Annotated in this window: 12 protein-coding genes; 4 read left to right on the top strand and 8 right to left on the bottom strand. The window is 45.3% G+C overall.

The genetic code is table 11. From position 1 onward, the window contains the following. Positions 1 to 90 precede the first annotated feature (90 nt). On the bottom strand, positions 91 to 1,824 hold the full coding sequence (gene argS, locus IEV89_RS06260; protein WP_188471567.1) for an arginine--tRNA ligase: 1,734 nt from the start codon (positions 1,822 to 1,824) through the stop codon (positions 91 to 93). A 297-nt stretch (positions 1,825 to 2,121) separates the two neighbouring features. Here argS and IEV89_RS06255 point away from each other — a divergent pair, with 297 nt between their 5' ends. Continuing rightward, positions 2,122 to 2,676 (top strand): VOC family protein, encoded by a 555-nt coding sequence (locus IEV89_RS06255; RefSeq protein ID WP_188472398.1) that lies wholly within the window; start codon positions 2,122 to 2,124, stop codon positions 2,674 to 2,676. A 1-nt stretch (position 2,677) separates the two neighbouring features. Here the strand turns inward: IEV89_RS06255 and IEV89_RS06250 are convergent, their stop codons facing one another. Further along, positions 2,678 to 3,826, bottom strand: a complete 1,149-nt coding sequence (locus tag IEV89_RS06250; RefSeq protein WP_188471565.1) for a MalY/PatB family protein — start codon at positions 3,824 to 3,826, stop codon at positions 2,678 to 2,680. 112 nt (positions 3,827 to 3,938) lie between these two features. Here IEV89_RS06250 and cutC point away from each other — a divergent pair, with 112 nt between their 5' ends. Next, positions 3,939 to 4,697: a copper homeostasis protein CutC gene (cutC, locus tag IEV89_RS06245; RefSeq protein WP_188471563.1), complete on the top strand. Its 759-nt coding sequence runs from the start codon at positions 3,939 to 3,941 to the stop codon at positions 4,695 to 4,697. A gap of 192 nt (positions 4,698 to 4,889) precedes the next feature. On the opposite strand, the gene IEV89_RS22000 is transcribed toward cutC, so the two are convergent. The 6 genes from IEV89_RS22000 to IEV89_RS06215 form a co-directional block, all read right to left on the bottom strand. Further along, positions 4,890 to 5,948 carry an acyltransferase family protein gene (locus IEV89_RS22000; protein WP_188471561.1) on the bottom strand — a complete coding sequence of 353 codons (1,059 nt, stop codon included), beginning with the start codon at positions 5,946 to 5,948 and terminating at the stop codon, positions 4,890 to 4,892. Between the two features lie 1,779 nt (positions 5,949 to 7,727). Further along, positions 7,728 to 8,183, bottom strand: a complete 456-nt coding sequence (locus tag IEV89_RS06235; protein WP_188471558.1) for a hypothetical protein — start codon at positions 8,181 to 8,183, stop codon at positions 7,728 to 7,730. A 169-nt stretch (positions 8,184 to 8,352) separates the two neighbouring features. Further along, positions 8,353 to 8,901 carry a 3'-5' exonuclease gene (locus IEV89_RS06230; RefSeq protein WP_188471557.1) on the bottom strand — a complete coding sequence of 183 codons (549 nt, stop codon included), beginning with the start codon at positions 8,899 to 8,901 and terminating at the stop codon, positions 8,353 to 8,355. A 97-nt stretch (positions 8,902 to 8,998) separates the two neighbouring features. Continuing rightward, complete coding sequence (locus IEV89_RS06225) at positions 8,999 to 9,895, bottom strand: AAA family ATPase (RefSeq protein WP_188471555.1); 897 nt, start codon at positions 9,893 to 9,895, stop codon at positions 8,999 to 9,001. Beyond that, the gene (locus tag IEV89_RS06220; protein ID WP_188471553.1) at positions 9,895 to 10,383 is read right to left on the bottom strand and encodes an HORMA-1 domain-containing protein; all 489 of its coding nucleotides are present in this window, start codon (positions 10,381 to 10,383) and stop codon (positions 9,895 to 9,897) included. Before IEV89_RS06220 ends, IEV89_RS06225 begins: the two co-directional genes overlap by 1 nt. Then, a complete protein-coding gene (locus IEV89_RS06215) occupies positions 10,380 to 11,360 on the bottom strand; it encodes a CBASS oligonucleotide cyclase (protein WP_229746399.1) in 981 nt (326 codons plus the stop codon). The genes IEV89_RS06220 and IEV89_RS06215 overlap by 4 nt, the downstream gene beginning before the upstream one ends. A 136-nt stretch (positions 11,361 to 11,496) precedes the next feature. Here IEV89_RS06215 and IEV89_RS06210 point away from each other — a divergent pair, with 136 nt between their 5' ends. Further along, complete coding sequence (locus tag IEV89_RS06210) at positions 11,497 to 12,393, top strand: helix-turn-helix transcriptional regulator (protein ID WP_188471551.1); 897 nt, start codon at positions 11,497 to 11,499, stop codon at positions 12,391 to 12,393. A gap of 32 nt (positions 12,394 to 12,425) precedes the next feature. Further along, the gene (locus IEV89_RS06205; RefSeq protein WP_188471550.1) at positions 12,426 to 13,943 is read left to right on the top strand and encodes a phosphorylase family protein; all 1,518 of its coding nucleotides are present in this window, start codon (positions 12,426 to 12,428) and stop codon (positions 13,941 to 13,943) included. Positions 13,944 to 14,382: the final 439 nt, after the last annotated feature.

Raw genomic sequence — 14,382 nt, 5'->3', positions numbered from 1 at the left:
GGGCGATCTCATCGCCCTTTTACTTATGCAAAATCTGCCATTTCACCGTCCATCAAGCAGCATCAAAACAGTGTGATGGATGACGGAATACTACATGCGTTCGACGGTTTCGATACCCAGAGTATCTAACCCGGTTTTCAGTGTGCGCTGCGTTAACAGGGCCAGTTTAAGGCGGCTGTTGCGGCTGGTTTCATCTTCTGCATTCAGGATCGGGCAGTGTTCATAGAAGCTGGAGAACAGACCCGCAACGTCGTACAAGTAGGCACACATGGTGTGGGGCGTGCCTTCACGGGCAACCACAGTCAGAACTTCTTCGAACTGCAAAAGGCGGGTAGCCAGCGCGGCTTCTCTATCTTCGCTAATCACTATTGGCTGCGTCAGGCTGTTTAAGTCAATACCTGCGCGTTTGAAGATTGAAGCAACGCGGGTATAGGCATATTGCATATAGGGTGCAGTATTGCCCTCAAAGGCCAGCATGTTGTCCCAGTCGAAGATGTAATCGGTTGTCCGGCTTTTTGACAGGTCGGCATATTTGATCGCACCGATACCAACTGCATTGACCAACTTCTCCAGCTCTTCGGCGTCTTTCAGGTCTGGGTTTTTCTCGGTGATTAGCTTGCGCGCGCGTTCTATCGCTTCGTCCAGCAGGTCGGACAGTTTCACCGTACCGCCTGAGCGCGTTTTGAAGGGCTTGCCATCTTTACCCAGCATCATGCCGAACATATGGTGTTCAAGCGCTACGGAGTCTGGCACATAGCCGGCTTTGCGTGCGATGGTCCAGGCTTGCATCAAGTGTTGGTGCTGGCGTGAGTCGATATAATATAGGACCCGATCGGCACCCAGCGTTTCATAACGGTATTTCGCGCAGGCAATGTCTGTCGTGGTGTAAAGGTAACCCCCATCCTTTTTACGGATGATGACGCCCATCGGGTCACCGTCTTTATTCTTGTATTCATCAAGATAGACAACGACAGCCCCTTCACTGTCTACTGCCAGACCTTTATCCTGCAGATCAGAGACAATGCCAGGAAGCATGTCGTTGTATAGGCTTTCACCCATGACATCGTCCTGGGTCAGCGTCACGTTCAGACGATTATAAGTGAGTTGGTTCTGCGCCATGGTCACGTCAACCAGCTTGCGCCACATTTTACGACAATACTCATCGCCGCCCTGAAGCTTAACGACGTAGCTTCGTGCGCGGGCAGCGAACTCTTCGTCTTCATCATAGTTTTTCTTCGCAGCACGATAGAATTCTTCAAGGTCAGCCAGGTTCATATCACCGGCGTGCTCGTTCTGCACTTTTTCCAGATAGGCAATCAGCATCCCGAACTGCGTACCCCAGTCACCGACGTGGTTAGCGCGGATCACTTTGTGACCTAGCAACTCATTGGTACGAACTGCCGCGTCACCGATAATGGTGGAGCGTATGTGGCCAACATGCATCTCTTTGGCGACGTTCGGTGCGGAATAATCGATGACGATAGTCTGCGGTTCAACGGGAGAAATGCCCAGTCTGGCATCTATCAGCGCGCTATCAGCGTTAGCGGCAACAAAGCCGCGGTCGAGGAAAATATTGATAAAGCCCGGCCCCGCAATTTCCACTTTGGAAGCAATGCCGCTCAGATCTAACAGTTCAACGACTTTCTCAGCCACTTGTCGTGGCGGCATACCCAGTTTTTTGGCCACTGACATTATGCCGTTAGCCTGATAGTCACCAAACTGTGCCTTGGCAGACTGACGGACTTGCGCTTCGCTGTCAGCAGGCGCACCTGCGGCGGTCATCGCCTGGCTGACTTTATCTGAAAGAAGTGCCTGTATATTCACCGGATTACCTTATAACTGTATACCCGTCATCCTTCTCGTCGCAGAGGCGTTTGCCGCCTTCCTGCAACTTGAGTATTTTAGGGTAAGGAACGTGATTGTTTACTATTCATCCTGCTTCGGATGAACTGAAAAATGATGGGTGTTTATATCATATTAGCCTTGCGGAGTCAGTATTGCCGCATGAAGAGAACAGAGCAAAAAACCATTCTGCGACATGTCTCTGGCAACATAATGAAAGCCTGTGTAAATTAGCCGCCGACAGTGCTGACTAATAAGGAAATAGCAACCATGCTGGAAATGAAACAGATCACTGAGTTGGCCGATCTGGTCAACGATATGCCGCGGTTTGTTGACGCGCTAACCTCATTTTCTGAGCGATTGCAGCTCGATTTATCAGCCTATCACGCGGACCACATTTCATTGCGCTGTCATCAGAACGCCACGGCTGACCGCTGGCGTGAAGGCCTGGCCCAGTGCGCTACGCTGCTCAATGAGACCGAGATAAATGGTCGTCCGATTTATCTGTTTTCACTGGATGCGGCGCTCAGTGTCGGGCCGTTAAGTATTGATCTGGTGGAGTTGCCTTATCCCGGTGAAAAGCGTTATCCGCATGAGGGCTGGGAACATATTGAACTGGTGCTGAGCGGAGGTGAAGAGGGGTTCTATGCCCGGGCACTGGAGCAACTAACCGATCAAGCCTTAATCGCGCCGGGCATTAAAGTAAAACAGAGTTCACCAAAAGGTGAGCATGAACGCTTACCTAACCCAACGCTGGCTATCACGAATGGCACGGTTACCATCAAGTTTCACCCGCACAGTCTGCGGGATATCGTGGCCAGCGAACGGGAGTAAATTAGCGGTCCAGGCCTGAGAGCGCGATGTCCATCCGGTCCAGTGCTTTTTCGAGCAGTGCGCGCTGGCAGCCAAGGTTAATGCGTACAAATCTGTGGTTACCAAAATCTGCTCCGGAAGTGAAACCGACTCCGGCCTCGACAAAGAAGTGGTAAGGGTCTTCTACCGGTAACGCAGAAGCGTCTATCCAGCCGAGGTAGGTCCCTTCAATGGGTAACATGCGTAAACCCGGCATAGCGTTTATACGGTTGGTGACCAACTCACGGTTGCCGCGCAGATAATCGAGTTGCTCCTCCAGCCACGTAGCGCCGTCTCGGTAAGCCGCAATGGCGGCAACATAAGCCAAAATGTTGACGTGGGGAACAATACCATTAGCTGTATCTTTAAATTTCTTGCGCAGCGCAGCGTTGGGAATGATCGCTATGGAGGCGCCAAGCCCTGCCAGATTAAAGGTTTTGGAAGGCGACATTAGGGTGATAGAGCGCTGTTCAGCATCTTCATTCAGTGAGGCAAACGGAATGTGTTGCAGACCGGGCTCCAGTAGCAAGTCGCAATGAATCTCATCGGAACAGACCACTAGATTGTTTTCCTGAGCAAACGCCTGTTGCTGTAACAGTTCTTCCCGACGATACACGGTGCCGCCCGGATTATAAGGATTGCAAAGCATGAGCAGTTTTTCGCTGCCATCCAACTGCTGGCTGGCGTCGCTGACATCGAGCACCCAGCGCTGCTGCTGTTCTTTTACCGGGATGCTTTTAAATTGTCGGCCTTCAGACTGTGCAGCCTGAATAAAGGGCGGATAGATCGGTGAGGGCATCACACTGCTCTCTTGCCGGCTAGTATTCGCGCGAACGGCAACATTAAGCCCGCATACCAATCCGGGCAGCGAGATAATCCATTCCGGTTTGATTGTCCATTGATAACGAACGCTCATGCGTTGTACCAAAAGATCGATCAGCTCCGGCGGCGTGAAACCATAGCCAAAAACGCCCTCGGCCACGCGCTTTTGCAGCTCGGCAATGACTTGTGGAGGAGAAGTAAAGTCGGTGTCAGCCACCCAAAGAGGGATGACATCCTGGTTTTTATATTTATTCCACTTAACACTATCACTGTGACTACGGTCTACCCATTGATCAAAATTGAGTGTCATAGTTAACTTTCCAAAGCAGGTGATTGGGCGGGGATGCTCATGCAGAAGCCTACGCGACATGGCCCGTTACAAACAAGTGTTGTAGCATAATGCCGTTATCAGGAGAGATCACATGACTAAGTTAGAAGTGTGTTGTTATAGCGTGGACTGTGCGTTAACGGCTGAGCAAGCAGGTGCCGACCGAGTTGAACTGTGTGCCAGTCAGGCCGATGGTGGCATCACGCCAAGTTACGGAACCTTAAAACTGGCAAAAGAAAAAGTAGCCATCCCGGTACATCCGATTGTCCGCCCACGGGGTGGCGACTTTTGCTATAGCCAAAGTGAGTTTGAAGTATTGAAAAGCGATGTGGCCTGCATTCGCGATCTCGGTTTTCCCGGTCTGGTCGTTGGCATTCTTGACTCGGAAGGGCATATAGACATGCCTAAAATGCGGGAGATTATGGCACTTTGCAGTGATATGGCGGTGACCTTCCATCGGGCATTTGATATGTGCGTTAACCCGAAGGTAGGTCTGGAGCAATTGACTCAGTTGGGTGTGGCGCGAATTCTGACTTCAGGCCAGCAGCAAAATGCTGAGGTAGGTTTGTCGATGTTGCGTGAACTGAATCAACTGAGTGGCGGTCCAATCATTATGGCAGGTGCGGGCGTGCGTCTGACTAACTTGCAGAAGTTTGTCGACATCGGTTTGAGCGAGTTACACAGCTCTGCTGGCCGTCAGGTTCCTTCTTCCATGCGTTATCGTAAAGCTGGCGTGACCATGAGTTCTGATACCGATTTTGATGAATTCAGCCGTTACTGTGTGGACGGTGATATCGTTGCGGCAATGAAAACGGCATTAGAATTTAGCGACCAGTTATCACGTACCGCGTGACAGGTTCTTAATTGATGAATATGCAGAAGATAGAATTTTTTATGTGTCGTTGATTTAACCGGGTCATAAGACTCTTATTGCATCGCCCTACGCAAGTCGCAGTGGGAATTACTGGGAACAGCCCGATGGAACCCAGACTCACCGCTTAAATTGAAAATGGCAGGCCGCATACGTACGGCCTGCCATAAAGGTTTATTGAGGTCTGACTTTGTTTCTTATTTTCTGTATGGGCTTATCAATTAGGTATAATGAAACCAAACTTATTAGTAATGAAACAATATATCCAGCGATAAAGACTCTCCAGCCTCTAGTGACGCTAGGCATGCCAATTAGATGCCAGCCTATGTAACCACCGACGTATTGAATTAAAAACATCGGGTAGGACAAGTCACCAAGTATTTTACATAACCATCGTAAGTTAGGCGAAGGCCTGGAGTTATGCAACAGCATTATAGAACCCAATGCTATAACTGTGCTTGCATAAAAATATATAGACTTATAAAAGTCAACCGAACGTAATGACAGCCACCAATTTAACATGAACAATGTAACTATTAACACTAGCGAGGCGACTTGTCGTCCCATAGTGAGTTCTAATTTGTAGGCTTTTTCCAAATATTTAGAAAAGAAACAACCAATAGCACCTACGCTAAAGGGCAGCATTGCGGCCATGAATGGGTAATAAATGTAACCTGAGCTCAATGTGCTGTTATTAATGTAAGCATGAAATGCAATTGCCAATAATAAAGTGGTTATTGAGGTGTAGATATTTCTCGCGGTAAATATGAATAATATAAAATAGCAGACTATTTCTACTGCAATAGACCATGTCGAGGGGATGAGTCGAAGCCTTGGAAAGTCTGAATAGAGGAAGTTTGGTATTGAAAGAACAGACTGATCGCTAAGAATCGCCCATGGGAAAATAAAAGCATTACCCAAAAAGTCAAATTCCTGTTGAGTGCCACTCCAGGAAGAGTGGAATATAGAGGAGGTTACTCCGGATATTGGAATGTAAATTAGTATTGCCGATAATATCGCGAATACATAGTAAACAGGGTAAAGCCTTAAGAACCTATTAATTGCGAATTCTTTAAATCTGAATTTATAGGTATCATGAAGAATGAGTGTTATTAAATATCCACTTATCACATAGAAGAAGTTAACGAAAAGCTGTCCTATGTTCGGTATTTTCGCCGAAAGATGAAATACTATGACACAACTCGCCAAGAAAAATCGAAGTATCCCCAGCATTAATAAGTCCCCGTAATAAAATCACACTTCACAACTGCCTCAGTTCTCAGCATAAAACCTCCTATAATTTTTAACATGATAGCCTTATACCCCAGATGTGACAACGAGGTGCCTACCCCTTAATGAGAGTTTTATTACCTTGCGATTCAATACGCTAAGATTTTCATCGCCACGGTCCCTTCACAGGCCAAAGAACCTATGCTTATACTGTATGTATAAACAGTTATGGTGGCGTAAATTATGAAGATCTTTTATCCAATTCCCGAGCCACTCAAGCTCCTGACCCCCTTTTTTCAAGACAAAGTCCAGGCTGGATTTCCTTCACCAGCTGTTTTCCCATTTTATCTTTGTTGTCAATATTGTAATAAGAGAAAATAATTTATTTAATCCAATAGGTTAATTGGAAACATAAAGCATAGCTAAGCATTTTCACTGTTGACAACTATCAATTTTCAAAGTTGCTTTTAGAGCAACAAAGTGGAGGTTCTGCCTGTGGCATACAGTCGAAAAGTGTCTTGATAAACGTTGGCGATGCAATACGCCTCACCTGTTCCCCGTTGATCATCACTAGTAATGTCTTAATCAGCAATATTAGGACACCCAATGAAGAACCGTTTTTCTGACGAACAGACCATCAGTATTCCCTGCGAGGCCTAAGTCGGTTTTTCTGCCCGTGAGCGCTGGTTCCATCATGCGATATCTGACGGTACGTTTTGCAACTGGCGTTAGTGTTTGGTCGCATGGAAGTACCTGAAGTTAAGTGTCTGAAGACTCTCGAAGAAGGTAACGCATGACAGAAGCAGCTGGTTGCTGAAATTAGACTGGATAAGAAGGAGCTTCAGATGGCCTTTGGGGAAAGTACTGACAACAGAACGTTAGTCAATTACTACCTTATGTGCTTAAACTTGGGATTAGCCGACACACTGAATTTGGATTTTTGGGCTGGCTGATAGGCGAGTTCGCCTGACAAAACTTTACGTGCAAGCTCATCATAGCGTTTATGTTGTTCGTCTTTTATTTTTGAAGGTGACATACTTATACGCCCTAATGGTGAATTAGTAATATTAAACATACTTAAACTGCCTGCTTCATGCAATTACTTCCAAGCACCTCGACTCCAAGCGAAAACTCTTACCCTCAAGACTTTTGACGACCCGACCAGATTCGACAGATTTCAGGAAGGAGATGCTTTGATGCTCAGTGAATTGGGTCTAGTACATTGTGATCTTCCGATAGAAATGGGGTTTACTTGGAAGCAGGATACACCCCACATTAAGACTTTTTTTGTACAACTTGATATCCACGATACGTAATGAAGAGTCTTCCTACTGTTCCTAGTTAACTTTGTCGCTGGGTATGTTCGTTACTGTAATAACGGTCTGTCATGCTCCAGATAAGTACTGACGCTCTCCGACCAGTGGCTGGGTTATCAGGCTCGAGACGCATTAAAACATCTAGAGAGGCATTTTTCCCCCTCTCCGTAATGCCTTGCCACCTCAGAACGGATTAGCGCCCATGGGATCTCAGTCATTTACTGTGCATTTTCACCTGATATATCTATTTTAGTGGTCAGGGCCGCCGCAGAGAATTACGTCAAGGTTGCAGAATTCAACCACTTAAGCAATTGCGAGTACTCGTAATTTAATATACTCCGTCACGCTCTATGTCACAGAGTCGTTCAAATATTTAGTATGTATAAGTAATATCGACATATCTGGCAGATATTCTTTTGTAAGTCGAAATGCTTAAATTAAAAGTAAAGACCTGACATAAAATAGCTTAAAATTCTAATATTTTTATAAAAAATGGCGTAACTGAAAGTATTGCCCCTGTAATTCCGACTATGATAAATGAAATGCGAAAACATTTCCCATAAGTCCAGACGGACCGTACCCCTAGGTTTAACAAGTTGTTATCATTGTCTTTAGTGATTATTCTTAATTTTGTATTAACAAATTGACTTTCAAGATCTTGCAAAGCCAGCTCGGAATTTTTTATTAGCATAGATACACGCTGATCCAACTTCCAAAAAACAAATGAGATAAATGAAACGAATATACTCATTAGCGACGTGAAAAGTGCGTACTTTCCTCCCTGCTGAAGGGTAAATCCAATGCCTGCTGCAAGAAGGCCTGTAGTTGCAATGTAAAAGTTGAAAACAGTCATCCTTTGCTGAGCGTGTAACTCGAAATATCGCCATACATGTTCGTTAGCACGATTTAAATCTTCATTCATATTTAATTGCTCTTAAGTGGATGGTAAAATCCAGGAAAAAATCTTATTTATCGAATGCATATGATTGAGTAATTTTTAATTTTTCATATGGTCAAAAAATAAAAACCACAGGAATTTTTAACATCTAAAAAACCATCGAATAGTTGACGAGAAATATTAAAAAAAAGCTTTACTTTCTGCCCAGATCATAGATAAGACGGAATAGTTCCGCTTGGTACTGTGCATCATGTAATGCATCATGATCACCGGATGTTTCGGGTTTTACAATTTTTGCAATCTCACTGGAACGAGTCGATTTCCACGAAACTTGTGATGTCCCAAAATACATTGACTTAATATCCAGCGCTGCAATCCCGAAAGGATTTTCACCCAAGTAAGTGTGGAAATAGTAATTGATAAAGCTCCAGTCAAACGATGCATTGAAACCAACAAAAACTACAATTTCCTCATTACTGACTAATGAATCAACCCAATTTTTAAGCTGCAGCATTGCATCAGCTGGCTCCAGCCCATCATGATGCAACTGCTCAAGTGATAGGCCCGTCACTTCCATAGCTTCAGGAATAAATTCATCAGATATCGGTTTGAGATAACACGAAAAATGAGTTGATGGATCAAAAACCACGCATGCACCTATCGACAGCATGCTGTACTTACCTGGAACAGGACCTGAAGCTTCTACATCGACCGAAACAAATATTTCTTTATTGGTTCTCATATAACACCCTACGGTAAGCGGCACACATCGCACCCACAAATGTACCTGAACTGGAATGATTTTACCGCCGGTAAATCAGGCGGTCTAAATGTATGATTTATTTATCTTCCATAACAGGAGAAGGCCGCATTAACTTTAGCGGTTCAATCAAATCATTAAAGCTCAAAGGCCGTTCAGGGAAAGCTCGAGACATTGCCGCAGGATAAAGGCGAGTGCGAATATCTGAGTATGTCCAAGCCGGTTGGTTGCCTCGTTCAGCCGTTGCAGCAGCTAATTGACTATATTGAGTGTCTGATAGCCCCATCCCTTCAAGATCCATACGGAAAAGTGCCTCTCGTTCTGTGGTTCCGGGGCGAGTAAACTCTTCTACTATAGCCGCTCGCCTGCGGAGTGCTGCATCCAGAACGGAGAGTCGATTGGTGCATAAAATCACCACAACTCGGCCGCCAAATTTTCGTAAGTCATCCACGCCCTGAATTAAAGTATTTACCGCTACTTTATCTTCGTGATGGCTATGACTTTGCGAGCGAGAAGCTGCAATTGAGTCACCCTCATCAATAATTAGTATTGCTCTGCGATTTTTGCCCGCCGCCTCGCATACTTCTGTCCATGCCTGAGTCAGCAGCGTCCCCATTTCCCCCACCTTCCCGGAACCGCGAACTCGGTTGCTGAGCTTAAAGAGAGCTGAATCTTCAGTGCGTGACTCACGAACAATACGATTCGCGATGCACTCGGCTGTTGCCGTTTTACCTGTACCAACATCACCATGGAAAATAACAAGCGGGTACTGTTCAGCAACGAGCTTGCAGACTGGCAAAACGCCCTTATGGTGTTTTTTACTCCATTCAAGAAGCTGTCCCTGATTAAGAAGCAGGCTGAGTTGGTTTTGGACCCTTTGATAGCGATTTTCAAACCCAAGTAGAACCTTCTCTCGCTCTGTCAGCTCGCGCTGTGGTAAATCAATCACCGACTCAAAAACACTGCTCTTGCTCATCAGTTGTAGTCCTTACGTTGCATACCATAACCATTGCTGGAATATTCACGGCCAGCCTTCTGGGTCAAACCTGAATGGCTAATATCGTCACTGCATGGCGACCAAGATATATTCATTTTGCTTGTAAGCCTTTGTTTCGCAGCCTGATCGTACGTACTCAGATAAGTCAGAACAATTCGCAAATGAGCACCCTGAATTTTCGGCCAACGGGCATCGCCTGGCCTCTCATTTGCCAGACCTCCGGAATCGTTAACATAAAACCGGGTTGCTCTCTGTTCAACGCCATTGCTCATGAGGGTCAAATCGACATAATTCAGATAGCCATTTTTTGCCAGAAGTTCTATGTCATGAGCCCACTCACGTGCGCGAGTTTCAGTGATCGCTCCGGTACTGGCAGCAATCATTACTAAGTCAGCAGTGGTGCGTCTCATTACTGCTTCAACGTCTGTCGTAGTATAAGTTGATGTTTCTGTTGAAGAGTAGCTCATGCTGCATCCTCCACTTTAAAGGAGCGACCAAATAATTCCTTCCAGAGATCAAAATCTCCTTCAGTAGATGCGAAGTTCGCTGTTGCCCAACTTTCATCTGCAAGCCGAACAATCTCTTTTCTCTCATCCTCGGTAATACGACTGGTAACGTTGTTGGTATCACAAACTGGATCTAGTATGACAACTGGATGGGTAAATGCCGGTACAGTGTGATTTTCAGGGAATGTGATAACTTCCTTTAACTCTGATTCAGCAACATATAATAGGAAATCCCTGAACCGTTTTTCGAGTAGCCCATCCTTTCCATTGACTTCCATCACATGGGCCATGATCAGTTCGATATGAAATGACTTAAGTGGGCATTCCACATTGGTACGCCAACGTTTAGCTAAACGCACTAAGGTACGAAAGTCTGGGTCCAGATCTTTGCGATCCTTAACAAACTTGATCTGGCAGGGAGCACAGGTCTCTGTCTTCGAACCATCAAAACGGTCAAACTGCCACCCGTAACCTTCTTTATCCTGATTTTCGATTACTGGTACAATATCGACATCCAATCCTGTCCCGACGAAGGAAACGGTCGCTGCCTTACGCTGAATCTCGAAATCCTCTACAGCTTTGTTGGGATATACTTTCAGCAAGGCCTCGTAAATTTTTTCGCTCAGGCTTGCGAATGATTCCTCAGCAACCTTCTTACCGCTAACGTAAAACACAACATCCACATCGACCTTACTGTCCGAAGTTTTGCGTAAAATTGTATGTTTGGCAAAAGAACCTGCTTTAACAACACGCTTAATGCTTATTTTGTCCTGTTCTTTCAATTTCTTACGTAGCGCTGCAATAAGCCGATCTACCTGAGCATTGTAGGTTTCACGTTTATCTTTAGGTAAACGCAGCACATTACTGTCGTAGTACCGGACCTGAGTATTGGTGAGCGACATTCGCATCTCTCCGAAAATCATTGATAAAAACTGCAACAGTCTTCCTCGGTATCTTTTGAGGTGATGGTTGCACCTTAACAGCTCTATAGCGTATTATTATTATACGATTAGTTTTAATATTGCATCTACTTTTTATACTGTATCTATTTTTTATATGTTATTGGGAACCAAGATGTCAGATAAGTTCAGAGAAGGGGATGAGCGAGTAAGCCAAAAAGGACGGCTGGGAGCACGTTGGGGCCAAGAGCGTCGGCTTGAATTCATTGACTATCGGCTTCGGTGGGATGGGCAAATCAACCGTAGTAGTATCACTGACTTTTTTGGTATTTCAGTGCCTCAAGCTTCGCTGGATCTTAACGAATACACAAAATTAGCTCCTGATAATCTTCAGTACGATATGAGTGCCAGAGTGTATCGTTCAACTGGGTTGTTCCAGCCCGTCTTCGCGACCAGTTCCTTGGAATGCTATCTGGATAACTTACTGAGTGTTGCTGTTAAGTCAGAGCTTCAGTATGGCAACTTCCTAGGCTGGCGAACTCCTGTTGCGGCTGTTCCACGACTTTTACGTAGGCTGGACTCTGATGTAGTGATTCAAATACTGCGAGCGATACGAGAGGGTGAGGCCGTTCAGGTCATTTACCAATCGATGAGTGATCCTGAAGGTAGCGAGCGCACAGTAACACCTCACTCATTGGTCCATGATGGTTATCGTTGGCACACCAGAGCATGGTGCCATAAGCGTAAAGAGTTTCGGGACTTCTTATTATCGCGGATTGTACAGGCTCACAATGCTGGCCCGGATGAAGAACGAACTAATTGTGATACGGCGTGGAATACTTACATCAAAGTTATTCTTTTTGCTCACCCTGGACTGCGCCCTGCCCAGCGGAGCCTAATTGAAACTGATTACGCAATGGTCGATGGAGAAATTCATCTGGAATGCAGGCAAGCGCTACTGCACTACCTTCTCTTCCAGCTAAACTTGACTGAAGCTCAATCAAATCAGGCTCCGGAAGCATTGCAGCTAGCATTAAAAAACAAGGACGAAATCTATGCCTTGCTCAAATGATAACAAGTAATAAATCCTCAGGAATAATTGCGATGGTAAATACTACTAACGAATACGTTCTTATAGCCGGCAGCATTTCAGAAAAAACAGAGAAACAATATATTGACCGAGCGCATAGCTTTGTTCGTACACTTACGAAAAGCATTCTTGATGCGGAGGTGGGTTTGGTCGTCTACCTAGCAGGGGAACCTGTTAATGAAAACGGGGATCCTCTAACCTTCGACTGGACCGTGGTAAATGAAGCAGAGAAGTTGATGGGAAATTATACGCCAGCTCAACAACTCCGTATCATCACGTCACGTTCAGCAATGCAGGAAAAGATGTCAGAGGAGAGACGAAGGCTTATTCGTAAACTCCAGGCAGCTAATATTGCTGATGTAAGTTATCTGGATGATGATCTTATAACTGGTGGAAATATAGGGGATGAACAGGTTGATGCAGCCACGGCCATGATTGCATTAGGTGGTGGGAAAGGCGTTTCCGATCGCGCGAAAAAAATGCGTAAGGATAAACATCCCATATTACCGTTTGACTTGCAGCTTGGTGGAATTTGCGGGGATGGGAAAGGTGCTTTAGGCCTATATGACCAATTTTTCAAAGAACCGCTGACAATGTTTCCTTGTACAGGAGAGAACGTAAAAAAACGTCTTAATACTTTATCATTGCAGGAACCTTGTTATGAATTGGGGCAACTATCAGAAATCTCAGTTGGACTGCTCAAAGCTGAATGGGTGACAAAACTGTCATTACGTTCTCCAGATGTACTGATTCTTACAGCATTACCGGTTGAACTTGCAGCAGCTAAAAAAGCCTTTGATATCGCTGATGATATTCCACCTCGTGTGACATCAAACGGAATCCATTTCTGGCCCACAGTGATCCAACGTTCAGATGGTCCTATTACAGGCATAGTGGCATCATTTGCCGGTGCCGGAAATGTAAATGCATCAGCCATTACCACCATTTTATTGTCGGAGTTCAAACCCAAAAAAGTCATCATGATGGGAATTGCTGCAGGGTCGAGAGAGAAAATGGTGCTGGGTGAAGTCATCGTCTCAGATCGTATCGTCTATTATGAGAGTGCAGCTGCACTGGAAGGTGGAGGGCTTGCTTACAGGCCTGAAATATTACGTCCCCACATGTCAACTCAGCAAAACCTCAACAGCTATTTTGCAACATCATCGCTATCTGCACGCCTCGGTGAACGAGCGCAGATTATGGGATTTGAGATGCCAGCAAGCTCTCAGGCTGGCAATGTAGCCGCAGGAATAACCGTTTCCTCTGCCACTATCGCGTCAGGAGAACTTCTCATAAGGGATCCTGCTCTGCTGGAGAGCTTCAGATCGCTTCATGACAAAGCCTATGTTGCCGAAATGGAGGCGTATGGCGTGTTTGATGCCTGCGAGAAACAAAGAGTGCCAGCTCTGATTGTGAGAGGTATCAGTGATTTCGGCGACGATACCAAAGACGATGCCTTCCATACAATTGCTTCGATAGCTGCGGCTATCATCACAAGTGATTACTTAATCCACGGGTGGGTACGTGCATGACTTTATATGCTTTGCAGCCTATGACAAAATTGCTTGAAGATGGTCTGTTTATGGTTTGAAACGCAGCACTACACTTGAATATCTCACGTCCGCACTTATGGGTTCATTCTAAAACTGAAACGAACCCTTATAAAAACTTCATACTTTCAACTAATTTGTAGTAAGTACAAAAAAGTACGCCATTTCATATAAATGGCCCGCCCATTTGTCGAAAGTCATTATGCGATGGTAAAACTGTAGCCCTATTTGGGGCGTTTAATTTAGCAGACTGATTAACTTTGTCTGTATAAAAAAACACCGCATGTTATGATTTGGTTGTCGAGTAGAGATAAGTAGTTAACTGTAATAGCTCCAGAGATTTAATATTCCAAGAAATATTCCCGCTCCCAAACCAGGCAGAATGAGGTCTCTTGATGAGTCAGGTTTCTTCAAACAGTTA

Source organism: Hafnia psychrotolerans (assembly GCF_014639435.1).
Lineage (GTDB): Bacteria > Pseudomonadota > Gammaproteobacteria > Enterobacterales > Enterobacteriaceae > Ewingella > Ewingella psychrotolerans.
The sequence above is the reverse complement of the archived record's forward strand: the minus strand, read 5'-3'. Positions and strand labels throughout refer to the sequence as shown.